At 70.4% G+C, this 25,286-nt stretch carries 24 protein-coding genes and 1 other RNA gene; 14 read left to right on the forward strand and 11 right to left on the reverse strand.

All coding sequences use genetic code 11. The annotated features are described in order from the left end of the window. Positions 1–3: 3 nt before the first annotated feature. The 4 genes from MKK54_RS20760 to cpdR all read right to left on the reverse strand — a co-directional run bounded on the left by MKK54_RS20760 (position 4) and on the right by cpdR (position 2,064). Positions 4–483 (reverse strand): DUF1178 family protein, encoded by a 480-nt coding sequence (locus MKK54_RS20760; protein ID WP_244013766.1) that lies wholly within the window; start codon positions 481–483, stop codon positions 4–6. A gap of 20 nt (positions 484–503) precedes the next feature. Then, a complete protein-coding gene (locus MKK54_RS20765; protein ID WP_244013767.1) occupies positions 504–1,349 on the reverse strand; it encodes a carbon-nitrogen hydrolase family protein in 846 nt (281 codons plus the stop codon). Next, the gene (grxC, locus tag MKK54_RS20770; RefSeq protein ID WP_244013768.1) at positions 1,346–1,603 is read right to left on the reverse strand and encodes a glutaredoxin 3; all 258 of its coding nucleotides are present in this window, start codon (positions 1,601–1,603) and stop codon (positions 1,346–1,348) included. Before grxC ends, MKK54_RS20765 begins: the two co-directional genes overlap by 4 nt. Positions 1,604–1,707: 104 nt before the next feature. Beyond that, positions 1,708–2,064, reverse strand: coding sequence for a cell cycle two-component system response regulator CpdR (gene cpdR / locus MKK54_RS20775; RefSeq protein WP_003603128.1), 357 nt, complete (start codon positions 2,062–2,064; stop codon positions 1,708–1,710). A gap of 230 nt (positions 2,065–2,294) precedes the next feature. On the opposite strand from cpdR, the gene MKK54_RS20780 reads away from it, so the two are divergent. The 3 genes from MKK54_RS20780 (at position 2,295) to MKK54_RS20790 (ending at position 7,136) form a co-directional block, all read left to right on the forward strand. After that, a complete protein-coding gene (locus MKK54_RS20780; RefSeq protein WP_244013769.1) occupies positions 2,295–3,203 on the forward strand; it encodes an N-formylglutamate amidohydrolase in 909 nt (302 codons plus the stop codon). A 182-nt stretch (positions 3,204–3,385) separates the two neighbouring features. Next, complete coding sequence (gene scpA / locus MKK54_RS20785; protein ID WP_244013771.1) at positions 3,386–5,551, forward strand: methylmalonyl-CoA mutase; 2,166 nt, start codon at positions 3,386–3,388, stop codon at positions 5,549–5,551. A 151-nt stretch (positions 5,552–5,702) separates the two neighbouring features. Beyond that, positions 5,703–7,136, forward strand: a complete 1,434-nt coding sequence (locus MKK54_RS20790) for a mannose-1-phosphate guanylyltransferase/mannose-6-phosphate isomerase (protein WP_244013773.1) — start codon at positions 5,703–5,705, stop codon at positions 7,134–7,136. A gap of 169 nt (positions 7,137–7,305) precedes the next feature. On the opposite strand, the gene MKK54_RS20795 is transcribed toward MKK54_RS20790, so the two are convergent. Both MKK54_RS20795 and MKK54_RS20800 read right to left on the reverse strand, forming a co-directional pair. Next, on the reverse strand, positions 7,306–8,469 hold the full coding sequence (locus tag MKK54_RS20795; RefSeq protein WP_244013776.1) for an FAD-dependent oxidoreductase: 1,164 nt from the start codon (positions 8,467–8,469) through the stop codon (positions 7,306–7,308). Positions 8,470–8,824: 355 nt separating this feature from the next. Further along, positions 8,825–10,360, reverse strand: coding sequence for a YifB family Mg chelatase-like AAA ATPase (locus tag MKK54_RS20800; RefSeq protein ID WP_244013778.1), 1,536 nt, complete (start codon positions 10,358–10,360; stop codon positions 8,825–8,827). A 159-nt stretch (positions 10,361–10,519) separates the two neighbouring features. On the opposite strand from MKK54_RS20800, the gene MKK54_RS20805 reads away from it, so the two are divergent. Next, positions 10,520–10,783 carry a PepSY domain-containing protein gene (locus MKK54_RS20805; RefSeq protein WP_244013781.1) on the forward strand — a complete coding sequence of 88 codons (264 nt, stop codon included), beginning with the start codon at positions 10,520–10,522 and terminating at the stop codon, positions 10,781–10,783. Positions 10,784–10,826: 43 nt separating this feature from the next. On the opposite strand, the gene MKK54_RS20810 is transcribed toward MKK54_RS20805, so the two are convergent. Then, the gene (locus tag MKK54_RS20810; protein WP_244013783.1) at positions 10,827–11,291 is read right to left on the reverse strand and encodes a DUF5991 domain-containing protein; all 465 of its coding nucleotides are present in this window, start codon (positions 11,289–11,291) and stop codon (positions 10,827–10,829) included. Positions 11,292–11,490: 199 nt separating this feature from the next. Between MKK54_RS20810 and ffs the strand changes: the two genes are divergently transcribed. The 4 genes from ffs (at position 11,491) to MKK54_RS20830 (ending at position 15,001) form a co-directional block, all read left to right on the forward strand. Next, an RNA gene (gene ffs, locus MKK54_RS20815) (signal recognition particle sRNA small type) lies at positions 11,491–11,587 on the forward strand. A 69-nt stretch (positions 11,588–11,656) separates the two neighbouring features. Continuing rightward, complete coding sequence (locus MKK54_RS20820; RefSeq protein ID WP_244013785.1) at positions 11,657–13,678, forward strand: DNA polymerase III subunit gamma/tau; 2,022 nt, start codon at positions 11,657–11,659, stop codon at positions 13,676–13,678. 68 nt (positions 13,679–13,746) lie between these two features. After that, positions 13,747–14,067, forward strand: coding sequence for a YbaB/EbfC family nucleoid-associated protein (locus MKK54_RS20825; protein WP_244013787.1), 321 nt, complete (start codon positions 13,747–13,749; stop codon positions 14,065–14,067). Between the two features lie 646 nt (positions 14,068–14,713). After that, positions 14,714–15,001 (forward strand): PilZ domain-containing protein, encoded by a 288-nt coding sequence (locus MKK54_RS20830; protein ID WP_244013789.1) that lies wholly within the window; start codon positions 14,714–14,716, stop codon positions 14,999–15,001. Positions 15,002–15,075: 74 nt separating this feature from the next. On the opposite strand, the gene MKK54_RS20835 is transcribed toward MKK54_RS20830, so the two are convergent. Further along, a complete protein-coding gene (locus MKK54_RS20835; RefSeq protein WP_244014614.1) occupies positions 15,076–16,692 on the reverse strand; it encodes a phosphoenolpyruvate carboxykinase in 1,617 nt (538 codons plus the stop codon). 426 nt (positions 16,693–17,118) lie between these two features. On the opposite strand from MKK54_RS20835, the gene recR reads away from it, so the two are divergent. The 4 genes from recR (at position 17,119) to truA (ending at position 20,066) form a co-directional block, all read left to right on the forward strand. Beyond that, a complete protein-coding gene (recR, locus tag MKK54_RS20840) occupies positions 17,119–17,724 on the forward strand; it encodes a recombination mediator RecR (RefSeq protein ID WP_244013791.1) in 606 nt (201 codons plus the stop codon). A 106-nt stretch (positions 17,725–17,830) separates the two neighbouring features. After that, positions 17,831–18,346 (forward strand): peptide deformylase, encoded by a 516-nt coding sequence (locus tag MKK54_RS20845; protein WP_244013793.1) that lies wholly within the window; start codon positions 17,831–17,833, stop codon positions 18,344–18,346. 21 nt (positions 18,347–18,367) lie between these two features. Beyond that, a complete protein-coding gene (gene fmt, locus MKK54_RS20850) occupies positions 18,368–19,297 on the forward strand; it encodes a methionyl-tRNA formyltransferase (RefSeq protein ID WP_244013796.1) in 930 nt (309 codons plus the stop codon). 19 nt (positions 19,298–19,316) lie between these two features. Then, on the forward strand, positions 19,317–20,066 hold the full coding sequence (gene truA, locus MKK54_RS20855; RefSeq protein WP_244013798.1) for a tRNA pseudouridine(38-40) synthase TruA: 750 nt from the start codon (positions 19,317–19,319) through the stop codon (positions 20,064–20,066). 15 nt (positions 20,067–20,081) lie between these two features. Here truA and dapE read toward each other — a convergent pair whose 3' ends face one another. Continuing rightward, positions 20,082–21,287, reverse strand: a complete 1,206-nt coding sequence (gene dapE, locus MKK54_RS20860; RefSeq protein WP_244013800.1) for a succinyl-diaminopimelate desuccinylase — start codon at positions 21,285–21,287, stop codon at positions 20,082–20,084. Between the two features lie 113 nt (positions 21,288–21,400). On the opposite strand from dapE, the gene MKK54_RS20865 reads away from it, so the two are divergent. After that, positions 21,401–22,183 carry a HesA/MoeB/ThiF family protein gene (locus MKK54_RS20865; protein ID WP_244013802.1) on the forward strand — a complete coding sequence of 261 codons (783 nt, stop codon included), beginning with the start codon at positions 21,401–21,403 and terminating at the stop codon, positions 22,181–22,183. A 7-nt stretch (positions 22,184–22,190) separates the two neighbouring features. On the opposite strand, the gene MKK54_RS20870 is transcribed toward MKK54_RS20865, so the two are convergent. Further along, on the reverse strand, positions 22,191–24,056 hold the full coding sequence (locus MKK54_RS20870) for an ABC transporter transmembrane domain-containing protein (protein WP_244013804.1): 1,866 nt from the start codon (positions 24,054–24,056) through the stop codon (positions 22,191–22,193). A gap of 178 nt (positions 24,057–24,234) precedes the next feature. On the opposite strand from MKK54_RS20870, the gene rpmE reads away from it, so the two are divergent. After that, positions 24,235–24,489: a 50S ribosomal protein L31 gene (gene rpmE, locus MKK54_RS20875; protein ID WP_244013806.1), complete on the forward strand. Its 255-nt coding sequence runs from the start codon at positions 24,235–24,237 to the stop codon at positions 24,487–24,489. A gap of 181 nt (positions 24,490–24,670) precedes the next feature. Here the strand turns inward: rpmE and MKK54_RS20880 are convergent, their stop codons facing one another. After that, on the reverse strand, positions 24,671–25,201 hold the full coding sequence (locus tag MKK54_RS20880) for a DUF1465 family protein (RefSeq protein WP_244013808.1): 531 nt from the start codon (positions 25,199–25,201) through the stop codon (positions 24,671–24,673). Positions 25,202–25,286 lie beyond the last annotated feature (85 nt).

Below are 25,286 nucleotides of genomic sequence, written 5' to 3' on the forward strand. Positions count from 1 at the left end.
ACCTCAGTGCCGGTCGTCGGCGGCCGGCGGAAGGGGGACGACGTCGATCCCCTCGTCGAGAAGCGCCCGTGCCTCGTCGAGGCTCGCCTCCCCGTAGATCGGACGGGTCTCGGCCTCGCCGTAATGCATCCGGCGCGCCTCCTCGGGAAACCGCGCGCCGACGTCGTCGGCCTCCTGCGTCGCCTGCGCGCGCATCGCCCGCATCAGGGCGCGCAGGCGCTGCTCGGGCTCGGTCGGCGCGAGGATCGGGGCCGCCTGCGGCACCGAGGGCGTCTCCGGCTCCGGCGCGGAGGATGCCTCCGGGCGCCGGCCGCGATCGGTGCGGGCGATGGAGGGCGCCATCATGCCCTTGCTGACCGCGGCCGAACCGCAGATCGGGCATGTCACCAGGCCGCGGGCGGCCTGCGCGTCGTAGGAATCGCTCGACGGGAACCAGCTCTCGAAGCCGTGCTCGGCCTCGCAGACGAGGGTGTAGCGGATCATGGCGCCAGGATGTTTTCGGGTCAGCCGGGACGGCCGACCCGCTCGACGGTGAATGGCCGGGCGTGCTGGAGCGCCGGGATGCGGGCACGGGCCTCGGTGACGCGGGCGAGGTCGATCTCGGCCAGGATCACGCCGGGCTCGGCCCCGGCCGCATCGGCCAGGACCTTGCCCCAGGGATCGACGATGAGCGAGTGGCCGTAGGTGTCGCGCCCGTCCTCGTGGTGGCCGCCCTGGGCCGCCGAGATCATGAACGCGCCGGTCTCGATGGCGCGGGCGCGGTGCAGCACGTGCCAATGCGCCTCGCCGGTCTGCTTGGTGAAGCAGGCCGGCGCGGTGAGCACCGTGGCGCCCGCCTCGGCGAGCGCGCGGTACAGCGCCGGGAAGCGGATATCGTAGCAGATGGCGAGCCCGATCGGAGCCCAGGGCGTGTCCGCGACGACGGCGCAGGCCCCGCCCGTGTAGGTGGCGGATTCCCGCCAACGCTCGCCGTTGGGCAGGTCCACGTCGTAGAGATGGAGCTTGTCGTAAGCGGCGGTGATGGCGCCCTCCGCGTCGATCAGGAAGGCGCGGTTGGCGATCTTGTCGCCGTTGCGCACGGCGAGCGACCCGATCTGGATCACGATTCCGCGCGCGCGCGCGACCTCGCGCAGGGCCGCGAGCGTCGGGTCCTCGTCCTGCCCGGTCACCTTCTCGAAGAGGCTCGTCTTGCTGCGCTCAACCAGCGAGGTCATCTCGGGCGTCTGCACGTAATGCGCGCCGGCATCGGCGGCCTCGCGCACCAGGGCCACGGCGGCATCGCGGTTGGCGAGGGGGTCGCGGCCCGAGCGCATCTGGACGCAGGCGGCGGTGAATCGCGGCTCGCTCATGCGGCCACCAGCGGGTCGAGCCGGCCCGCGCCGTTGAGGGCGTAGAGGTCGTCGCAGCCGCCCACATGCGTGTCGCCGACGAAGATCTGCGGCACGCTGGTGCGGCCGGCGGCCCGCTGGACCATCGTCGCGCGCGCGCCGGACGTCTTCTCGACGTCGATCTCCGTGAAGGCGATGCCCTTGTCGCGCAGCAGGCTCTTGGCCGCCGAGCAGTACGGGCACCACGCGGTTGTGTAGATCGTGACCGGCTTCATCGTCGCAACGCCCCACTCCAATCCCGACAGCATATAGGCGAGCCGGGCGGCTCTTCCTACTGCCGTATGGGATGGGCCGACGGGGACGCGCGCTCGGCGCCCGCTCAGGCGGCCAGCAGCTTCTCGACCTCGTTGACGAGGTCGCGCAGGTGGAACGGCTTCGAGAGCACCTTGGCGTCCTTCGGAGCCTTGGAATCCGGGTTCAGCGCCACGGCGGCGAAGCCCGTGATGAACATCACCTTGATGTCGGGGTCGAGCTCGGTGGCGCGGCGCGCCAGCTCGATGCCGTCCATCTCCGGCATCACGATGTCGGTCAGCAGCAGTTCGAAGGGCTCTTCGCGCAGGCGGTTATAGGCCGAGAGGCCGTTGTCGAACGACAGCACGTCGTAGCCGGCGTTCTGCAACGCCTTGGCCAGGAACCGGCGCATGTCGTTGTCGTCTTCCGCCAGGAGGATCTTCATCGAGCGGCGTCCCGTACTCTTGATTCGGTGTGTTCTTTCCACAAAGCACCGGCTTGGTAAACAGAACGTTGCCAAGCGCCCGCCGCGCGGGTGCCCCCGAGCCCCGCGAGGGGTGTCGAACGGCACCGCGGGTCCACGCCGCAGCGCCGCGCCGCGCTGGACAGGCCAGCCGGCAAACCGCAAAGTGGCCGAATGCGTTGTCCCGTCCGCACCGAGGCGCCCGCGCCGCGATGACAGAGCCGTCCCCGACCAACGACGCGTCCGGAGCGGCCGCCTTCGATCCCCCCTTCGCGGTGGACGAGCCGACGGCGCACACGATCCCCTTCGTGTTCAACACGCCCCATTCCGGCGCGGTCTATCCAGCGGCCTTCCTCGCCGCCTCGCGGCTGACGGGCCTCGCCCTGCGGCGCTCGGAGGACGCGCACGTGGACCGCCTGTTCGCGCCCGTGGTCGACCTCGGCGCGCCGCTGATGCGGGCGCACTTCCCGCGCGCCTATCTCGACGTGAACCGCGAGCCCTACGAACTCGACCCGCGCATGTTCGACGGGCGCCTGCCGGCCTTCGCCAACACCCGCTCCATGCGGGTCGCGGGCGGCCTCGGCACCATCCCGCGCCTCGTCGCCGACGGACAGGAGATCTATCGCGGCCGCCTGCCCGTCGAGGTCGCGATCGAGCGGATCGAGGCGCTCTACAAGCCCTATCACCGGACCCTGCGCGGCCTGATCCAGCGCACGGCGCGGCAGTTCGGGCATGCCATCCTGATCGATTGCCACTCGATGCCCTCGTCGAGCCTGGGCCGCGACGAGGCGGCGCGCGCCGACATCGTCCTGGGCGACCGCTTCGGGACGGCCTGCGCGCCGATCCTCATCGACACGTTCGAGCATCACCTGCGGGCGCGTGGCTTCCGGACCCTGCGCAACAAGCCCTACGCGGGCGGCTTCATCACCGAGCATTACGGGGAGCCCAACGTCGAGCGCCACGCCCTCCAGATCGAGATCAACCGAGGCCTCTACATGAACGAGGCGACCCTCGCGATCACGCCGGGCTTCTCGGACCTCATCTGGCACCTGCGCAACGTCGTGGCCGCCGTGGCGGCCGAGGTCCAGGGCCTCGCGCCCGCGCGGATGGCCGCCGAATAGCGCCTCCCTGAAAACCTTCGCCGAGAAGAAACATTTGGGGCTGGGCGGAAAAGATTTGTCCGCTCCGCGCGCGAAAGTGACGGTTTTGCCGGCTGCATCCGGCCCGACTCCGGTTAGGAGTAGCCCAGACCGGGCGCGTACCTATAATGCACGGGACGCCGCCGCCCCACGAGCCAGAGCCCATGACGTCTCGCATCCCCGATTTCGCGACCGTTCCCTACGCGGCCGATGCCGTCCCGGCCCCGGTGCCGCCCACGGGCGAGCCCTGGATGACGCCCGAGGGCATTCCGGTGAAGGGCGTCTACGGCCCCGAGGACCGCGAGGGCATCGAGTTCCTCGACACCTATCCGGGCGTGGCGCCGTACCTGCGTGGCCCCTACCCGACCATGTACGTCACTCAGCCCTGGACCATCCGGCAATATGCCGGGTTCTCGACGGCCGAGGATTCGAACGCGTTCTACCGGCGCAACCTGGCGGCCGGGCAGAAGGGCCTGTCGGTGGCCTTCGACCTCGCGACCCACCGGGGCTATGATTCCGACCATCCGCGCGTCTCGGGCGATGTCGGCATGGCGGGCGTCGCGATCGACTCGATCTACGACATGCGGACGCTCTTCTCCGGCATTCCGCTCGACGAGATGACCGTGTCGATGACGATGAACGGTGCGGTTCTGCCGATCCTCGCCCTCTACATCGTGGCGGCCGAGGAGCAGGGCGTGCCGCCGGAAAAACTCGCCGGCACGATCCAGAACGACATCCTCAAAGAGTTCATGGTCCGCAACACCTACATCTACCCCCCGGCGGGTTCGATGCGGATCATCGGCGACATCTTCGCCTACACCTCCAAGAACATGCCGAAGTTCAACTCGATCTCGATTTCCGGCTACCACATGCAGGAAGCCGGGGCGACGAACGACCTCGAACTCGCCTACACGCTGGCCGATGGCGTCGAGTACATCAAGGCGGGCCTTGCCGCCGGCCTCACCATCGACCAGTTCGCGCCCCGCCTGTCGTTCTTCTGGGCGATCTCGACGAATTTCTTCATGGAGATCGCCAAGATGCGGGCCGCGCGCCTGATCTGGGCCAAGCTCGTCAAGGAGTTCGAGCCGAAAAGCGACAAGTCCCTGCCGCTTCGCACCCACAGCCAGACCTCCGGCTGGTCGCTGACCGCGCAGGACGTGTTCAACAACGTCACCCGCACCTGCATCGAGGCGATGGCGGCGACGCAGGGCGGCACCCAGTCGCTGCACACCAACGCGCTTGACGAGGCGCTGGCGCTCCCCACCGACTTCTCGGCCCGCATCGCCCGCAACACGCAGTTGTTCCTGCAGCAGGAGAGCGGGACGACGCGCATCGTCGATCCGTGGGGCGGCTCGTACTACGTCGAGAAGCTGACCCAGGACATCGTCGCCCGCGCCTGGGAGCATCTTCGCGAAGTCGATGAGTTGGGGGGCATGGCGAAAGCCATCGAGGCGGGCATTCCGAAGCTGCGCATCGAGGAGGCCGCCGCCCGGGCCCAGGCCCGGATCGATTCGGGGCGCCAGACCATCGTGGGCGTCAACAAGTTCAAGCCGGACGACGACCGCGCCATCGAGTTGATGCGGGTCGACAACGGCAACGTCCGCACCCTGCAGATCGACAAGCTCAAGCGCCTGCGCGCCGAGCGCAGCCAGGCCGATGTCGACGCCGCCCTCGCGGCCCTCACGGCGGCGGCACAGGGGACCGGCAACCTGCTCGAACTTGCCGTGAGCGCGGCACGCGCCAAGGCCACGGTGGGCGAGATTTCCGACGCCCTGGAGAAGGCCTGGGGCCGGCACCGGGCCGAGATCCGCTCGATCTCGGGCGTGTACAAGCGGGAGGTGGGTGGCATGTCGCCGGTGGTCGAGACCGTTCGTCAGCTCGTGGAGACCTTCGAGGAGAACGACGGGCGGCGTCCCCGCATCCTCGTCGCCAAGATGGGCCAGGACGGGCACGATCGCGGCCAGAAGGTCATCGCGTCCGCCTTCGCGGATCTCGGCTTCGACGTGGATATCGGGCCGCTCTTCGCGACACCCGCCGAGGCGGCGCGGCAAGCGGTGGAGAACGACGTCCATATCGTCGGCGTCTCGTCGCTCGCAGCCGGCCACCTGACGCTGGTCCCCGAACTCAAGGCCGCCTTGACCGAGCAGGGTCGTGGCGACGTGATGATCGTGATCGGCGGCGTGATCCCGCCGGGCGATTACGACGCGCTCCACGCGGCCGGCGCCTCCGCGATCTTCCCGCCCGGCACGGTCATCGCCGAGGCCGCTGTGAAGCTGATCGAGGAGTTGAACGGCCGCCTCGGCTACGCGGCGCGCCAGGCCGCGGAGTAGCGTGGGGCGGTCCGCGCGCCGCCGCTAACCGCACTTTGACTCTGACGGGACGCGTCCGTGGCGGCCGGGCCGCGGACGCGCTATGACGCGATCCATGCGGTCCGGGCACGATCCGTGGATCGACCTTCACCGTCCCGAGGGAGAGATCGTAGTGTCACGAGATGCCGGCCTGACGATCCACCCCGTGATCCTCTGCGGTGGGTCGGGCACGCGCCTGTGGCCGGCCTCGCGCGAGAGCATGCCCAAGCAGTTCACGCGGCTGGTCGACCCCAACAGCACGACCTTTCAGGACACGGCCCGGCGCCTCGGCGACAGCAGCGTCTTCGCGCGGCCCGCCGTGCTCACCAGCAGCGATGCCCGCTTCATCGTGGCCGAGCAGCTCGCCCAGACCGGCATCCAGGCCGACATCATCCTGGAGCCGGAGCGCCGCGACTCGGCCGCCGCCGTCGCGGTGGCGACCCTGCACGCGGCCCGGCGCGACCCGCAGGCCGTGGTGCTGATCATGGCCGCCGACCACGTCATCGGCGACACGCCGGCCTTCGTCGCGGCCGCGATGGCCGCCGCCGGCGGCGCCCGCGCCGGGCAGATCATGACGCTGGGCATCACGCCCACCACGCCCGCCACCGGCTACGGCTATATCCGCGTCGGCGCGTCCCTCGACGGGGCTGACGGCAATCACCGGGTCGAGCGCTTCGTCGAGAAGCCGGACCGGGCCGGGGCCGAGCGCCTGATCGCCGAGGGCGCCCTGTGGAATTCCGGCTACTTCCTGTTCCGCGCCGACGTGATGCTGGCCGAGTTGGAAACGCACGCCCCCGAGATCCTGGCCGCCACGCGGGCGGCCCTCGACGGCGCGGTGATCGACCTCGACTTCGTGCGCTTGGACGCCGACGCCTTCGCGAAGGCGCCCAAGACCTCCATCGACTACGCGGTGATGGAACGCACCGAACGCGCGGGCGTGCGCCCGGTCGCCTTCCCCTGGTCCGATGTCGGCACCTGGGACGCGGTCTGGGACGTGCTGCCGCGTGACGCCGACGGCAATGCCCTGCGCGGGCGGGTCGAGACCATCGACACGCGGGGCAGCCTGATCCACAGCGAGGGCGACCACCTGACCACCGTGGTCGGGCTCGACGACGTCGTGGTGGTGGCGACGGCGGACGCGGTGCTGGTGGCCTCCAAGGCGCGCTCCGGCCAGGTCAAGGACCTCGTCGGCGTCCTGCGGGCGAAGGGCCATCCGGAGGCGGACGCGCACCGGCGCATGTACCGGCCCTGGGGCTGGTACCAGCGCATCGACATCGGCGAGCGCTTCCAGGTCAAGCGCATCATGGTCACGCCGGGCGGCCGGCTCTCGTTGCAGAAGCACTTCCACCGGGCCGAGCACTGGGTGGTGGTCAAGGGCACCGCCGAAGTCACGCTCAACGACGCGGTCGTGCTCGTGCACGAGAACGAGGCGGTCTACCTGCCGATCGGCGCAATGCACCGGCTGACCAATCCCGGCAAGATCCCACTCGAACTGATCGAGGTTCAGGTCGGCTCCTACACCGGCGAGGACGACATCATCCGCGTCGAGGACATCTACGGGCGGTAGCGCCGCCGCTCCTGATACGAGGTCTCGTTGAGCCCGGCCCATCGAGGTCTGGCATCATACCGGTTCCGGGTGATCCTTTCGGGACGATCAGACGCGACGGGCTCCCTCTCCTTCCAGGAGGGGGGACCCGCGAGCCAACACGTCACCACCCGATCAAGCGGCGACAGTATCAGATCCGCTCCAGGAACTCCGCGATCGGAGTGATCAGGACGGCCGCCATCTGCGCGCCGCGATGCACCGTGAAGGCCGCCGCCGAGCGGGCATCCGCCGCCGCACGGGCCAGGGTCCAGCGCACGCCGCGTCCGGTGGCGAGGCCCCGGAGCCGGTTGCTGAGCGCGAGGCTGTTGCGGTCGAAATCCGCCTTGATCCGGTCGGCATAGAAGGCCGAGATCTTCTCGGGGCCCATGCCGGGCGTTGCGAGCCAGGCCGGCACGTGCTCCCGGCAGAGGCGCTCCACGTCGATCAAGGCCTTGTGCATGCCGGTGCCGGAGACCGGGCACGACGTGCAATAAGCGTCGCCGATCAGCACGACGCCGGCACGCTCGTGCCCCTCGGTCAGGCGCAGGTCGATCGGCCTGACGTCGACGTTGCCCTCGATCTCGATCGGACCGCAGACCTTCTCGAGGTTGGGCAGCGTCTGCCGCAGGGTCTCGGCCGGCGCGCGACGGAAGTCCCGCATCCAGGGCTCGTCATGCGTGCGGTAGACGAACAGGTTGGCGCGCATGCGCGTCCCGATCGGAAACAGCGAGATGTAGGAGACCCGATCGTTCCAGTGCTCGCCGTAATAGACGATCGATTCGAAGGGATACGCGCGCGGCGGCTCCTTCAGGTAGAAGCCGATGCAGACCGAGTGATCCCGCGTGGCGTCGACGATGTCGATCCCGACGCGCCGATGGATCGCCGCACTCGGACCCGTCGCGACGATGAGCAGGCGGGCCTCCACCACGGAGCCGTCGTTCAGGGTGACCCGCTGGAGGTCCGGCCCGCTCTCTATGTCCGCGACCCGCCCGAAACGGAGGTCGACCTTCGCCGGCAGGTTCGCCCGGAGCGCGGTCACCAGATCCTTGTAGGCGAAGGCATATTCCAGGCGCGACCGGCGCTTCATCACCCGTCCGAACCTCGCGATCCAGACGCTGGAGATCGGCGTCGCCGCGGCGCGGACGGTCTCGCCGAGGCCGAGGCGGTCGAACAGCGCCAAGATATCCGTCCCGAGCTTCTCGGCGCGCAGGCTCGGCGGCACGATCGCGGCCGCGTCGATCAGGACCACGTCGGCGCCGGACTGGGCCAGCGTCGAGGCCGCGACGCTTCCCGCGAGGCCGGCACCGATGATCACGACATCGGTGCGCCTGCACGCGACGGCATCGGCCGTGGCGCGATCCGAAGCAGGCGCTTCATCGAGGGTCGGAACAACACCGTCGTTAAGCATTCAAACCGCGCGGGTTGGGTGGATTAATTTCCGCCGACCCTTGCAGCTATCGCCCGAGTCGAAAAGCCCCCGGCGGTCGCCCCAAGACTGAAAACGCGCCAACTCGGTATTTTTTACCTCATCACCGATGCGTGAAAGTCAGACCTGATCGCTCGGATAACCGTTAATATTACCGAGACATGGCAGAGATGCGCGACATCGCCCGATGTGTTTCCAGGCCTGATTGACCAATTGCCTGCGCGCTGTCGGGCCATGCCTCGGCTCAGGCGTCGACCGGCCGTTCGGCGCGCCCGCGATAGGACAAAGCCTCGGCGAGGTGGATCCGGCGCACGCGCGCCTCCCCGTCGAGATCGGCCAGGGTCCGGGCGACCCGCAGGGTGCGGTGGAAGCCGCGCGCGGACAGACGCATCGATTCGGCGGCGGAGCGGATCAGCGCCGCCCCCTCCGGGTCGGGGGCCGCCACGTCCTCGATGACCGGAGCGGGGCAGGTCGCGTTGGTGACGACGCCGGCGAGGTCGTAGGCCGCGTAGCGGTCGGTCTGGATCCTGCGCGCGCCCGCGACCCGGGCGGCCATCTCGGCCGAGCCTTCCACCGGCGGCGGCAGGATGAGGTCGGCGGCCGTCACCGCGCCCACCTCGATGCGCAGGTCGATCCGGTCGAGGAGCGGGCCGGAGATGCGGGCTCCGTACTGCGCGATGCAGCGCTCGTTCGGGCCCTTGCGGCAGGCATAACCCGGCTCCAGGGCCTGACCGCAGCGGCAGGGATTCATCGCCGCGACGAGCTGGAACCGGGCCGGATACGTCACGCGATGGTTCGCGCGCGCGATCATGATCGTGCCGGTCTCCATCGGCTGGCGCAGGGAATCCAGCACCTGGGGCGTGAACTCGGGCAATTCGTCGAGGAACAGCACGCCGCCATGGGCGAGGGAGGCCTCGCCGGGGCGCGCGTTGAGGCCGCCGCCGACCAGGGCCGCCATGGAGGCGGAGTGGTGGGGCTGCCGGAAGGGCCGCCGGTTCGAGAGGGCGCCGCCCTTGAGCTCGCCCGCCACGGACTGGATCATCGAGACTTCGAGGAGCTCGCGCGGAGCCAGCGGCGGCAGGATGGAGGGCAGGCGCGCGGCGAGCATCGACTTGCCCGCGCCCGGAGGGCCGTTCATCAGGAGATTGTGCCCTCCGGCCGCCGCGATCTCGAGGGTGCGCTTGGCGCCCTCCTGCCCCTTGATGTCGCGCAGGTCCGGCAGGGGACCGCCGGCGGCGGCGATGGCCGGCTCGGGCCGGGCCATGACCTGCGTGCCCTTGAAGTGGTTGGCGAGCTGGATCAGCGAGCGCGGCGCCAGCACGTCCATCTCGCCGCCCGCCCAGGCCGCCTCCGGCCCCGTCGCCGCCGGGCAGATCAGGCCGAGCCCACGCTCGTTGGCGGCCATCGCGGCGGGCAGGACGCCGGACACGGCGGTGATCGTGCCGTCGAGGGCGAGTTCGCCGAGCACGCAATAGCCCGCCAGCGCATCCGCCGGCAGGGCGCCGATGGCGCCCATCACCGCGAGCGCGATGGGCAGGTCGTAGTGCGAGCCTTCCTTGGGCAGGTCGGCGGGCGCGAGGTTGACGGTGATGCGCTTGGCCGGCAGCGCCAGCCCCGAGGCGATGAGGGCCGAGCGCACCCGCTCGCGCGATTCCGCCACCGCCTTGTCGGCGAGGCCGACCACCGTGAAGGCGACGATGCCGGGCGCGATCTGGACCTGGACATCGACGGCCCGCGCCTCGATGCCCTCGAAGGCCACGGTGGCGACGCGGGTGACCATGTTGAACCGTCCTCGGGCCGAAAGTGGCGCGACCCTAGGGGGCGGCATGCCGGGACACAACCGGAACGCGCAATCCGTCCCCCGCTCCGGCGGAACCTTGCCCGTCCCGGAGGGTTCGGACGGCGTCAGACGCCCTCTCACCACCCAGAAGGAGACCCCATGTCGATCAAGCTCACGAGCCTCGCGGCCCTCGCCCTCGGCCTCGCCTGCACCGGCTCCGCCTTCGCCGATCGGAAGCCGACCCCCGAGGAGCAGACCAAGATCGAGGCCGTCCTGAAGCAGGAAGGCTTCACGAAGTGGAAGAAGATCGAGGTCGAGGACGACGAGATCGAGGTCGACGACGCCATCGACGCGAACGGCAAGCAATTCGACCTCGAACTCGATCCGAAGACCTTCGCCATCGTGAAGCGCAAGGCCGAGTAGTCCCCGGCATCCATCCCGAGGCCGGTCCGGTCGCGAGACGGGATCAGCCCTTGCGGGTGAAATAGGCGCCGGCCGGCGGTGTCGCGCCAGCGCCACTGGGGTTGAGGCCCCGCCACTGCGTCAGGACCGCGCCCGCGCCGCGGCGCAGTTCGAACAGCGGCGCGCCGACATCGTAGAGCCGCGTGCCGTAGGCGTTGACGGTGCGGCCGTCGCCGAAGGTGTGGAAGGCGACCGAGACGGCCTCGTCGGTGCCGCTCGCCTTGCAGACGATGGTCTCGTCGGTCTGGAACCCCTCGATCCGCAGGAGGCAGTCGCGGTGACCGCGCCCCGGCGCGATCTCAAGACGATAGCTGACGAGGATCGGCGAGCCCCCGACGGTGCGGCCGGAATCGTGCTCGTAGAGGTAGCTGCCCGCCCAGGCGCGGGGCGCCTCCGGAGCCGCCGCCGCGCCTCCGATACCGAGCCAGAGCAGGGCCGGCAGGCTTCGACCAAATCGGCTCAATCCCATGCGCTTTGCTCCCGTCCAGGCGATGACCGGGCGGAGCCTGGCGCCGAGTTCGGGCGATTTGCGGGCAGGCCGATCCCATCCCGGGCCGGATCCCGCCCGTTTCCTCCTGCCGGGCTCGGTTGACGCGGCCCCATCGGTGAAGGCCACTTCGCGGCCTTGCCGGCTTGCATCCGCCGCGGAGCCCGGCCATATAGCGCTCGGGAGGTTGGCGAGGGACGTTTCACTCGCCAACCGGGTCAGGTCCGGAAGGAAGCAGCCCTAACGAGACCGAGCGGGTCTTCGTCCAGCCTCCCACCTCGATCGATGCCTCGGGCTCGCGTGGCGGCACCCTCCGACCGGAGCCGCACCAACCGAGCCAAGGCGGCATGGACGCGACCTCCGGTCTGACGAGCGATGCCGGCCTGTTGCCCGGCCTTCCCGAGCCGTCATCGGCCGCGACGCCCTATCGGGTGCTCGCCCGCAAGTACCGCCCTCAGAACTTCGACGACCTGATCGGCCAGGGCGCCATGGTGCGCACGCTGGCCAACGCCTTCGCGGCCAACCGCATCCCGCAGGCCTGGATGCTCACGGGCGTGCGCGGCGTCGGCAAGACCACCACGGCCCGCATCCTGGCGCGCGGTCTCAACTACGTCCGCGACGGGCATCCCGACACCGGCCCGACCATCGCGATGCCGGAACTCGGCCGCCATTGCCGGGCCATCATGGAATCCCGGCACATGGACGTGCTGGAGATGGATGCGGCCTCGCATACCGGCATCGACGACGTGCGCGGGATCATCGACGGCATCCGCTACGCGCCGACCGAGGCCCGCTACAAGGTCTACATCGTCGACGAGGTCCACATGCTCTCCGAGAAGGCGTTCAACGCCTTCCTGAAGACCCTGGAGGAGCCGCCGCCGCACGCCAAGTTCGTGTTCGCCACCACGGAGATCCGCAAGGTGCCGGTGACGATCCTGTCCCGGTGCCAGCGCTTCGACCTGCGCCGCGTCGAGGCCGAGACCCTGGTCGGCCACCTCGCCCGCATCTGCGCCGCCGAGAACGTCGAGGCCGACGCCGAGGCGCTGGCGGCGATCACCCGGGCGGCCGAGGGCTCGGTGCGCGACGCGCTCTCGCTCCTCGACCAGGCCATCGCGCACGGAGCCGGCCAGGTCAGCGCGCAGGGCGTGCGCGACATGCTGGGGCTGGCCGATCGCGGCCGCATCGTCGATTTGTTCGAGGCGGTGATGCGGGGCGACATCCCGGCCGCCTTCGCGGAGGTGCGCGGCCAGTACGAGGCCGGCGCCGACCCGGCCGTGATCCTCTCCGATCTCGCGGGCTTCACCCATCTCGTCACCCGCCTGAAGCTGGTGCCCGAGGAGGCCGCCGCCGACCCGACCCTCAGCGAGGTGGAGCGCGGGCGCGGACGCGATTTCGCAGGCAGGCTGTCGGTGCGGGTGCTGTCCCGGGCCTGGCAGATCCTGCTGAAGGCGATCCCCGAGGTCCAGACCGCGACGCGCCCCCTCGCGGCCGCCGAGATGGCCCTGGTCCGTCTCGCCTACGCGGCCGACCTGCCCACGCCCGACGAGGCCCTGCGCCAGATGAAGGCACAGGCGCTGACCGGCCTGCCTGCCGCGTCCGGCGCGAGCGCCGGCCCCTCCCCCGCCGCCTCGACCGCCGAAGCGCGCCCGGCACTGCCGCCGATCCCCACCTTCTCGGCGGACCCGGCTCCACCGCGCCCGCCCGTGGCCATGTCGGCTCCGGCCATGCCGGCTCAGTCGATGTCGGCTCCGGCCATATCGGCTCCAGCAATGTCTGCACCGGCCGTCTCCGCGGTGGCCATGACTGCGCCCGCCATGTCCGCGCCGGCCATGACTGCACCGGCCATGTCTCAACCGATGCTGTCGGCCGGCGGGGGCAATGCACGCCCCGCCCTGGCGAGCGTCGCCCCGGTACCCCAGGCTCACCCGGAGGGCCCGCGCCTGACGCGGTTCACCGACGTGGTGGCCCTCGCGGATGCGCGGCGCGACATCGGGCTGAAGATGGCCCTGGAGCGCGAGGTCCACCTCGTCCGCTTCGAGGAGGGCCGCATCGAATTCCGCCTCGCCGAGGGTGGACGCCAGAGCATCGCCAACGACCTCGCCCGCGCCCTCGATGCCTGGACCGGCCGGCGCTGGATCGTCGCCTTGTCGAAGGAGGCGGGCGAACCGACCCTCGATGCCACGGCGCGCGCCGCCACCGAGACCCGCCATCAGAACGCCGCCGCGCATCCGCTGGTCCGCGAGGTGCTGGCACGCTTCCCCGGCGCCCAGATCGTCGACGTGCGCGACAAGGCGCCGGAGGCCTCGCCCGCGAGCGAGGCCGCCCCCACCGGCGAGGCCGAGACGGACGAGCCCGACGACGAGGCATAGCCTCGCGCGCGTCGGCGCCCCACCTTGCGGGCGTCCACGATCTGTAAAACCAAGCAGGAGCAGACCCGATGCGCGACCTCATGGGCATCATGAAGCAGGCTCAGGCCATGCAGGAGAAGATGGCCTCGCTGCAGAGCGAACTCGACACCGTCGAGGTGTCCGGCGCCTCGGGCGGCGGAGCCGTGCGGGTGACGATGACGGCCAAGGGCCTGGTCAGGGGCGTGCAGCTCGACCCCGCCCTGATGATCGCCGACGAGCGCGAGATCCTGGAAGACCTCATCGTGGCCGCCGTCAACGATGCGCGCGGCAAGGCCGAGCAGGTCGCCGCCGAGCGCATGGGCGAGCTGACCAAGGGCCTGCCGATCCCGCCGGGGATGAAGCTGTTCTGAGCCGGTGGCGGCCGCGCCCCCGCACGATGGGACAGGGTTCGATCCGACCGGCCTGGTCAGGGCGCGGGCGACCCGCTCCCGCTCCTACGGGAAAAGCGCGGCCCGATACGAGCTTCGTCTGATCCCCTCGGTTCGGATGGACGCGACGCGCCCCCTCTCCTGGAAGGCGAGTTGGGGAGAGGTGCGGTCCATCTCCGGAGACGTCGCACCGGTTGATCCCTTCGGGATGGCGGATCTGGTCTGATACTGGTTCCGGCTGATCACTTCGGATCACTGGATCGCGACGGGCTCCCTCTCCTGGAAGGAGAGGGTTGGGGTGAGGTGTAGTCCATCTCCGGAGAGGTTACGCACCTCACCCTGTCCCTCTCCTTCCAGGAGAGGGGACCCGCGCTCCGTCTCGTCAGCTGTCCGACCTAATCTACCGGAGGCCGTATGACACGGACCGGGTTTTCGCTCAGCCGCCGGAGATCCCGGCCCTCATCGACGAATCGAACCGGGACCGATGCGATCATCGGCGAAGTCGTGCCGGATTTTCTTGTTCGAAGACCCGGAAAGCCCAGGATTTCGACGATCGCGAAAGTGGTCCCTTAACGGGTCCGCGTTTGTTCTAGAGGGTATGATCGAGCATCGCACGACATGTCGGGCTTTGACACATCTTGCCGCCCGTGCCGCCCTGGACCGGACGTCCCCTGAAACCTTGCCCTGCCTCGTGCGAAACCTGTCACCGATCGGCGCCTGCGTGGTGTTCTGCGCGGACGTGACGGTTCCGGAATACTTCGACCTCTTCCTCGGGCCGGACACCCGGCCCTATCGGGCGCACCTGATCTGGCACGATGCGAACACCGTCGGCGTCAGCTTCCTGGAGGCGCGCGAGAACGCACCCGAGGTGCTTCCCGACCCGGTGGGGTCCGGCGCGGATCGTCCCACGGCGTAGGGCGATCCCGGAGCCGCGATCCGGCGGCGGGACGCGGGCGAAGACGCCGCGTCCCGCCCATCATTGCCGTGCGATCAGGCGGCGGCGGCGCGGACCGGCTCGGCGGCGCGGACATCCGCGTCGACATGCGCGGCGAAGCGCTTGAAGTTCTCCTGGAACATGGTGACGAGGCGGGTCGCGGTCTCGTGGAAGGCCGCCTTGTTGGTCCACGTCTCGATCGGCGACAGGAGTTCGGTCTCGACGCCCGGCACCGCGACGGGCACCTGGAAGCCGAAATGGGGGTCGCGGCGGAACGCGGCATGCGCGAGCGAACCGTCGAGGGCCGCAGTGAGCAGGCGGCGGGTGACGCGGATCGGCATGCGCCGCCCGGTTCCGACGCCGCCGCCGGTCCATCCGGTGTTGACGAGCCAGCAATCGACCGCGTGGTGCGCGATCAGATCCCGCAGCAGGTTGCCGTAGACGCTGGGGTGACGCGGCATGAAGGGCGCGCCGAAGCAGGTCGAGAACGTCGCCTCCGGGGCGGTCAGCCCCCGCTCCGTACCGGCCACCTTGGCGGTATAGCCGGAGAGGAAGTGGTACATCGCCTCGGCACCCGTCAGCCTGGCGATCGGCGGCATCACGCCGAACGCGTCGCAGGTCAGCATGACGATGTTCTTCGGGTGCGCGGCCCGGCCCGTGGCGCTCGCATTGGCGATGAAGTCGAGGGGGTAGGCGCAGCGCGTGTTCTCGGTGAGCGAGGCGTCGTCGAAATCCGGGATCCGGGTCTCGGGGTCGATCACCACGTTCTCCATCACGGTGCCGAAGCGTTCCGTGGTGGCGTAGATTTCCGGCTCGGCGTTGCGCGAGAGGCGGATGGTCTTGGCGTAGCAGCCGCCCTCGAAGTTGAAGATGCCGTCCTCGCTCCAGCCGTGCTCGTCGTCACCCAGGAGCTGGCGCGAGGAATCGTTGGAGAGCGTGGTCTTGCCGGTGCCGGAGAGGCCGAAGAACAGGGCCGAGTCGCCGGCCTCGTCGAGGGCCGCGTTGGCCGAGCAGTGCATCGGCATCACGCCGGCCTCGGGCAGGCGGTAGTTCAGGTAGGTGAAGACCGACTTCTTCATCTCGCCGGCATAGGCCGAGCCTCCGATGAGGACGAGCTTGCGGGCGAAGTCGATGGCGATCACCGTCTTCGAGCGGCAGCCGTGCCGCGGCGGATCGGCCTGGAAGCTCGGCAGGTCGATGATCGTCAATTCGGGCACGTAGCGGGCGAGCGTCGCGCGGTCCGGCCGGATCAGCAGGTTGCGGATGAACAGCGAGTGCCAGGCGAACTCGCTGAACACGCGGGCATTGACGCCGTGCGACGGGTCGGCGCCGCCGCGCAGGTCCTGCGCGAAGAGTTCGCGCCCCTCCGCGTGGGCGACGAAATCGGCGTACAGGGTGTCGAACTGCTCGGGCGTGATCGCGCCGTTGTTGTCCCACCAGATCTCGTTCTCGGTCGCGGCGTCCCGCACCACGAACTTGTCCTTGGGCGAACGGCCCGTATGGGTGCCGGTGGTCGCCACGAAGGCGCCGCCCCGGGCCAGCCGGCCCTCGCCGCGCGCGAGCGCCTCCTCGTAGAGTCGCGGGGCCTCGAGGTTCCAGTGGACGGCCTTCAGGTTGCGCAGCCCGATGGCTTCGGAACCGTGCGCCGCATTGTACTCGCCGATATTGGTCACGCTCATCTCTCCTCGGGCCCCTGATCGCGTCGCCGCCCCACCGTCGGAAGCCGTTCCGGCTCTCCGCTTTCGCGCGATCTCGGAGTGTCCGTGCGGTCGGTCAGGTCCGCCGCACGCAGGTTCTCCGCTCCGAGCGCGCGCTTCCCTGCATAGACGCGGATGGTTTGCCGTCAACTCGCCTGTTGGCCGACAAAAAAAGTTGTATGAACAACTTCGCCCGCCAAGCTTTTTCCAAAAGCCGTAGGGCTGCTGCGCCTTTCGGAGACCTTTCCGCATCGCCGGGGGCGAAATCCGGACGGAGAAAACCTATCTTCTGCCGGGAGGAACCGGGCCGGGTGCGAGCGCGCCGCGCCGTCCACCGGGACGCTCCAGCCGCCCGCGCCGCGCGTCTCGCGCGGTTGCCATCCATCACGAGATTCGCCGTTCATGCCCCAAGCCGTCGCCGGTCCCGAGATCGAGCGCCTGATCCAGCTCCTCGCCCGCATGCCGGGCCTGGGCCCCCGCTCCGCCCGCCGGGCCGCGCTACAACTGATCAAGAAGCGCGAGACCCTGCTGGCGCCCCTGGCCGACGCCATGCGGGTGGCCTCCGAGCGCATCGTGGTCTGCCACGCCTGCGGGAACGTCGACACGCGCGATCCCTGCACGATCTGCTGCGACGAGGGCCGCGATCCCGCCATCCTGGTGGTGGTGGAGGACGTCTCCGACCTCTGGGCCCTGGAGCGCTCGGGCGCGGTCACGGCCCGCTATCACGTCCTGGGCGGCGTGCTCTCGGCGCTCGACGGCGTGCGGCCCGAGCACCTGAACCTGGAAAGCCTCGTGGCCCGCGCGGCGGACCCGGCGATGCGCGAGATCATCCTGGCGCTGAACGCCACTGTCGACGGGCAGACCACGGCGCATTACGTCACGGAATCCCTGAAGGCGCACAACCTCAAGGTCACGCGCCTCGCCCACGGCGTGCCGGTCGGCGGGGAACTCGATTACCTCGACGAGGGTACGCTCACCGCCGCCATCCGCAGCCGCACGCCGTTCTGAGACCAAGGAGGCGCGCGGCACAATTTGACCGGCCTCCGGCTCCCCCGTATCTGCGGAGGTTCAGGTGGCCGCCGGCCCCGCACCCCAGTTCCAGTCCGATCGCCCCATGACCATCCGCCCCCTCGTGATCCTACCCGACGCGCGCCTGCGCCTTGCCTCCGAGGCGGTCGGCTCCGTGACGGACGAGATCCGGACGCTGGCCGCCGACATGCTGGAGACGATGTACGACGCACCCGGCGTCGGCCTCGCGGCGATCCAGATCGGCGTCTCGAAGCGCGTCGTCACCATCGACACCTCGAAGGACGAGAACGACCGCCAGCCGCAGGTCTTCCTCAACCCGGAGATCGTCTGGGCCTCGGAGGAGAAGCGGGTCTACGACGAGGGCTGCCTCTCGATCCCCGAATTCTACGGCGAGGTCGAGCGGCCCGACCGGGTCCGCGTGCGGTTTCGCGATCTCGACGGCGTGGAGCGGGAGATCGAGGCGGACGGGCTGCTCGCCACCTGCATCCAGCACGAGATCGACCATCTCGACGGCGTGCTGTTCATCGACCACCTGTCGAAGCTCAAGCGCGACCGGGTGGTGAAGAAGTTCGCCAAGGCCGCCAAGCGCGACGGCGTCTGACGCCTCCAGGGAACCCGAACCATGCGCGTCGTCTTCATGGGCACGCCGGATTTCGCCGTGCCGACCCTGGCGCGTCTGGCCGCCGACGGGCACGAGATCGTGGCCGTCTACACCCGGGCCGCCGCCAAGGCCGGGCGCGGCATGGCCCTGCGCCCCTCCCCCGTCCAGGTGATGGCCGAGCCCCTGGGCGCCCCGATCCTGACGCCCGCGACCCTGAAATCGCCGGAGGCGGCCGAGACCTTCGCGGGCCATGACGCCGACGTCGCCGTGGTGGTGGCCTACGGCATGCTGCTGCCCCGGGCGATCCTCGACCTGCCGCGTCACGGCTGCCTCAACCTGCACGGCTCGCTGCTGCCGCGCTGGCGCGGGGCCGCGCCGATCCAGCGCGCGGTGATGGCGGGGGATGCGGAGAGCGGCGTCGGCGTGATGCGCATGGAGGCCGGTCTCGATACCGGCCCGGTGGCGCTGGAGGCGCGGCTCCCCATCACGCCCGGCATGACGGCCGGGCAGTTGCACGACGCCCTGATGCCGATCGGCGCCGACCTCATGGCGCGCGCGCTCCGGGCGCTGGAGCGGGGCGACCTCCCCGTCACGCCCCAGGCCGAGGCCGGCATCGCCTACGCCCACAAGATCACCAACGACGAGGCGCGCATCGACTGGAGCCGGCCCGCCCGTGAGGTCGCCAACCACGCCAACGGCCTGTCGCCCTTCCCCGGTGCCTTCTTCGAGGCGGATTTCGGCAAGGGGCCGGAGCGCGTGAAGGTGCTCTCGGCCGAGGCGGTACCGGGATCCGGCGTGCCGGGCACGCTCCTCGACGCGGACGCGACCATAGCCTGCGGCGTAGGGGCCGTGCGCCTGCGCGCGTTGCGCCGGGCCGGCAAGGGCGGGGTCGTCACCGGGGCCGAGTTCGTGCGCGGCACCCACCGGACGCCCGGAACGCGGCTCGCCTGATGCGCGCGGATCGTGCCTGATGCCGCGCTACAAACTCGTCGTCGAGTATGACGGAAGCCCCTTCTGCGGCTGGCAGCGCCAGACCGCGCAGCCCTCCGTCCAGGGCGCGATCGAGGCGGCCGTGACGCGCTTCTCCGGTGAGGCCGCCGGGCTCACCTGTGCCGGGCGCACCGACACGGGCGTGCATGCCACGCATCAGGTCGCCCATCTCGACCTCGCGAAGGCGTGGCGCAGCGACGTGGTGCGCGATGCCCTGAACGCACATCTGCGGCCGAACCCGGTGGCGATCCTGAGCGCCGAGATCGTCGACGAGACCTTCAACGCGCGCCACTCCGCGACCCGGCGGCACTACCGCTACCGTATCCTCAACCGGCGCAGCCCGCCGGTGCTCAACCGCGCCCATGTCTGGCAGGTGCCCTGGCCCCTCGACGTCGCGCGGATGCGGGCGGCGGCCGCGCGCCTCCTCGGCCTGCACGACTTCACCGCCTTCCGGGCCGCCGAGTGCCAGGCCAAGAACCCCGTGCGGACGCTCGACCGGCTCGACGTGACCGCGATGGCCATGGGCCTGCACGACGAGATCGTGGTGGCGACCTCGGCCCGCGCCTTCCTGCACCATCAGGTCCGCTCGATGGTCGGCACGCTGATGCTCGCCGGCAGCGGCCGGCTTAGCGCCGACAACGTCGCCGACATCTTGGCGAGCTGCGACCGCAGCCGTTGCGGTCCCCTGGCACCGGCCTGCGGGCTGACGCTGGTGGGGGTGGATTACTGAGCCCGCGGATCGGGCCTAGGGAGCCCGACGGTCGGCCCCGAAATACGCCGCCAGCACCCGCGTGTAGATCGCGGTCAGGCGGTTCAGATCGGCGACGGGTACGCACTCGTCGGTCTGGTGCATGGTCTGGCCGACGAGGCCGAACTCGATCACCGGGCAGGCATCCTTGATGAAGCGGGCATCCGAGGTGCCGCCCGTGGTGGAGAGCACCGGGCGGCGTCCGGTCTCGGTGGCGATGGCGCCGGCCACGAGTTCGGTGAAGGCGTCCGGCTCGGTCAGGAAGGCGGGGGAGTTCGAGGGCAGCAGGTCGAGGGTGTAGCGGACGCTCCGGCCCGCCGCCCGGTCGAGGCGGGCGCGGATCTCGGCGCCGAGGGTCTGGGCGGTCCAGGTCTCGTTGAAGCGGACGTTGAAGGTCGCGCGGGCCTCGGCCGGGATCACGTTGGTGGCCGTGTTGCCCACGTCCAGGGTGGTGAATTCGAGGTTCGAGGCGTCGAAGTGCCGGGTGCCGGCGTCGAGCGGCTCGGCCAGCAGCGCGGAGGCGAGGCGAAGAAGGCCGGGGATCGGGTTCTCGGCCAGATCCGGATAGGCGACGTGGCCTTGGCGTCCCAGCACGGTGAGACGGCCCGTGAGCGAGCCGCGCCGGCCGATCTTGATCATGTCGCCCAGCGAATCCGGGTTGGTCGGCTCGCCGAGCAGGCAATGGTCGAAGCGCTCGCCCCGCGCACGCGCCCATTCGAGCAGCTTCACCGTGCCGTTGATCGCCGGCCCCTCCTCGTCGCCGGTGATGAGGAAGCCGATCGAGCCCGGGAAGTCGGGACCGGCCGCGTCGAGGTAGTCGAGGGCGGCGGCGAGCATGCAGGCGATGCCGCCTTTCATGTCGACCGCGCCGCGCCCGTACAGGATTCCGTTCTCCACGGTCCCCGCGAAGGGTCCGTGGCGCCAGCGCGACGCGTCGCCCGCCGGCACCACGTCGGTATGGCCGGCGAGCAGCAGGTAGGGCGCGGCCGTGCCGATGCGGGCATAGAGGTTCTCGATATCGGGGGTGCCCGGCTCCGAGAAGCGCGGGCGCTCGACGGTGAAGCCCGCGCCCTCCAGAACACCGGCGAGCCACGCCAGCGCACCGCCCTCCTCCGGCGTGACCGAGGGGCAGCGGATCAGGCTCCGGGCGAGGCCCAGGGGAGAGCGGTCGACGGGAGAGCGGTCGAGGGGAGCGGTCGGCACGGGCGGGACTCTCGCGTGGTGTCCTGAATGCGCAGGGCCATAGGCGCCGGCTCGCACGGGTGCAATTCACCGGCAGGCTTTCGCACGATGCCGGTCGGGCTTATCTGGCGGACATGGCCCTGTCATCGCAAGAAGTCGAACGCTACGCCCGCCACCTCGTCCTGCCGGAGGTCGGTGGACCGGGACAGGCGCAGTTGAAGGCGGCGCGCGTCCTCGTGATCGGGGCCGGCGGCCTCGGCGCGCCGCTGATCCAGTACCTCGCCGCCGCCGGGATCGGTACGATCGGCATCGTCGACGACGATGTCGTCTCGCTCTCGAACCTCCAGCGCCAGGTGATCCACGGCACGCCGGAGATCGGCCGGCTGAAGGTCGAGAGCGCGCGCGAGGCCGTGGCCCGCCTCAACCCGCACGTGGCGGTGGAGGCGCACGCGACCCGGCTGACGGGGGAGACGGCGCAAGGGCTGATCCAGGCCTACGACGTGGTCGCCGACGGGTCGGACAACTTCGCCACGCGCTACGCGGTCTCCGATGCCTGCTTCCATGCCCGGCGCCCCCTGGTGACGGCGGCGCTCGGACGCTTCGACGGCTCGCTGACCACCCTGAAGCCCTACGAGGCCGATGCGCGGGGGCGCCCGAACCCGACCTACCGCTGCCTGTTCCCGAACCCGCCGCCGCCGGGCAGCGTCGCCCCCTGTGCCGAGGCCGGCGTGCTCGGGGCGCTCGCCGGCATCATGGGCTCGCTGATGGCCCTGGAGGTGATCCGCGCGGTCACGGATTTCGGCGAGCCCCTGGTCGGGCGCCTGCTCATGGTCGACACCCGCTCGATGCGGTTCGAGACCTTGAGCTACGCCTGGGACGACGCGAACCCGCTGAACGGCACCGGCACGGCGGGCTGAAGCCCCCCTACTCCGCCGGCAATGCGGCGAGGCGCGGGCGGGGCTCCCGGCCCCGCGCCGTCTCGTCGAGGGTGTCGGTGGACTGGAACGCGTCGGTGAACTGGAGTGCGGCCAGCTGCGCGTAGAGCGCGCCCTGCGCCAGCAGGCTCTCGTGGGTCCCGCTCTCGACGATCCGGCCACCGTCGAGGACGAGGATGCGGTCGGCCTTGCGGATGGTCGCGAGGCGGTGGGCGATGACCAGGGTCGTGCGGTCCCGCATCAGGGTGTCGAGGGCGGCCTGCACCGCGCGCTCGCTCTCGGCGTCGAGGGCCGAGGTGGCCTCGTCGAGGAGCAGGACCGGCGCGTCCTTGAGGATGGCGCGGGCGATGGCGATCCGCTGGCGCTGGCCGCCCGAGAGGGTGACGCCGCGCTCGCCCACGGCGGTCGCGTAGCCCTGCGGCAGCGCGCGGATGAAGCCGTCGGCATTGGCGAGTTCGGCGGCGCGCTGCACCTGCGCCTCCGTGGCCTCCGGGCGCCCGTAGCGGATGTTCTCCAAAACGCTGCCCGAGAACACCGTGGGGTCCTGCGGCACCAGGGACAGGCGCTCGCGTAAGCGCTCGGGATCGGCCCGCGCGATGTCGACGCCGTCGATCCGGACGGTGCCGGATTGCGGATCGTAGAAGCGCAGCAGCAGTTGCAGCACCGTGGTCTTGCCCGCGCCCGACGGGCCGACCAGGGCGACGCGCTCACCCGGCGCGATGGTGAAGCTGATCCCGTCGAGGGAGGGGTGGTCCGGCCGCGTCGGGTAGAGGAAGCGCACCGATTCGAAGGCCACGGCGCCCTTGGGCGGGCTCGGCAGGGCGACGGGGTCGGCGGGCGTGCGGATCGCCGATTCGGCGGCCAGGATCTCGCCGAGGCGCTCGGCGGCGCCGGCCGCCTGTGCGAGTTCGCCGTAGACCTCGGAGAGCTGCCCGAGCGCGCTGGCGCCGAACACGGCGTAGAGCACGAATTGCGAGAGCTGGCCGGCGGTCATGGTACCGGCCAGCACGCCCTGCGCCCCGTACCACATCACCCCGACGACGCTGGCCGAGATCAGGAAGATCGCCACGCCCGTCAGCAGCGCCCGCGCCTGGATCGAGTCGCGCGCCGCTCCGTAGGCGTTCTCGGAGGCGTCGGCGAACCGGGTCGCCGTAGCCCGGCCCATGCCGAAGGCTTGCATCGTGCGGATCGCGTTCACGGCCTCGGCCGCGTAGGCCGAGGCGTCGGCGAGGCGGTCCTGCGCCGCCCGCGAGCGCCGGCGCACGCCGCGCCCGGAGAGGATCAGCGGGAACACGATGAGGGGAATCGCCGCCAGCACCAGGATGGAGAGCTTCGGGCTGGTGATGACCATCATCACCACGGCGCCGGAGAACAGGAAGGCGTTGCGCAGGAGGATCGAGATCGAGACGCCGAACACGGCCTTGACCTGCGTCGCGTCCGCCGTCAGGCGCGAGATGATCTCGCCCGAGAGCGAGCGGTCGAAGAAGGCCGGGTCGAGCTGGGTCAGACGCCGGAACACGGCGGTGCGCAGATCCGCCACCACGCGCTCGCCGAGCGTCACCACGGTGTAGTAGCGCGCGCCGCTCGACAGGGCGAGCACCGCGACCACGCCGATGAGGGCGGCGAAATAGGTGTCGATGACGCCGTGTCCGTCCGGCGAGAAGCCGTGGTCGATCACCCGGCGCAGGGCGATGGGCACGATCAGCGTCGCGCCCGAGGCCGCCAGCAGCGACAGGAACGCCGCGAGGATCCGGCCGCGATAGACCGCCGCGAAGGGAATCAGCGGGCGCAGCGAACCGAGCGGCGCCTTGGGCCGGGCCTCCCCGGGATTTTTCTTGTCACGGCCGCGAGCCATGGTGCCTCGTCATCATTGGTCTGCAAGGAAAAGCGACCGCGGGGCGGTCTCTTCGATCGGCGCACGCTTGTCGGGCGAAGGTGCGTGGGGTATAGGCGCGCCTTCATCCGATTGCGCGTGATCTATGGCCGCGGGCCGCCAGACGGGCCGGTCGGCTTGGCTATTCAAGGATTTCGTCATGGCAAAGAGCGCGGCCAACAAGGCCAAGGGTACCGAGCATCCCGACTACCACTTCATCAAGGTCGTGATGACCGATGGGTCCGACTACATGACCCGGTCGACCTACGGCAAGGAGGGCGACACCCTCAACCTCGACATCGACCCGAACACCCACCCGGCCTGGACCGGCGGCGAGCAGAAGATGCTCGATCGCGGTGGCCGCGTGTCGCGCTTCAACTCGCGCTTCGGTGCGCTCTCCTTCGGCAAGAAGTAAGGCGCTCCGGGTTCGCCGCCGCGGCGACGCGGCGGCGAACCCCACGAGACCCGGCAGTCTTCTCGGGACTCAGCAGAACGGGCGGCACCCTGGGTGCCGCCCGTTCTGCGTTGCGAGGACCGTTTCCCGAAGACCGATTTGGCGGGACGAGGCCCCGGCGCTTCCGCCGGGGTCGCCGGCTTCACGCGGTGGCGGGGGCGAAGGCCGAGCGCAGCAGGCTGAGCTGCGCCACCACCGGGCTCTCCTGCGGAACCGGGGTCGGACGCGCGTCGGTGATGATCGCGTCGAGATGCAGGATCCGGGTGTGGAGCCGGCGCGCGCGCACGATGAGATCCTGCAGGGTCGGCGGCAGCACGCCGAAGACCTCCGCGCGGAAGGTCTCGGGTGTGGTCAGGCGCACGCGGGTCTTCTCCTGCATGGCCTCGGCGGGGGTCAATTCCCCTTCGGACACGGCCCGCTGGACCAGCAGCCAGGAGGCGATCTGCATCAGCCGGGTCGTGAGGCGCATGCTCTCGCTGGCGTAGCTCAGCGTGCCGTCGCGGGACATCAGGCGGGATTCCTCGCGGCCCGTGCCGTCAAGGTAGGCCGCGGCTTCCTCGACCAGGGTCATGCCCTCGCGAAAGAGCGTCTTGAACGCCTCGGAGGTGACGTAGGTGTCACCGAAATTGACCCAATCCCGCTCGTCCCGAAACATGACGTCGAACCCGCTCATGGTGCCTCCTGTGCCGCGACCGATCCGATTTCGTCTCCGATTGGGACGAAGGCGGTGCGTTTGCACCTCAGAGCGCAACATTAGC

The sequence above is a fragment of the Methylobacterium sp. J-068 genome (assembly GCF_022829445.1).
Lineage (GTDB): Bacteria > Pseudomonadota > Alphaproteobacteria > Rhizobiales > Beijerinckiaceae > Methylobacterium.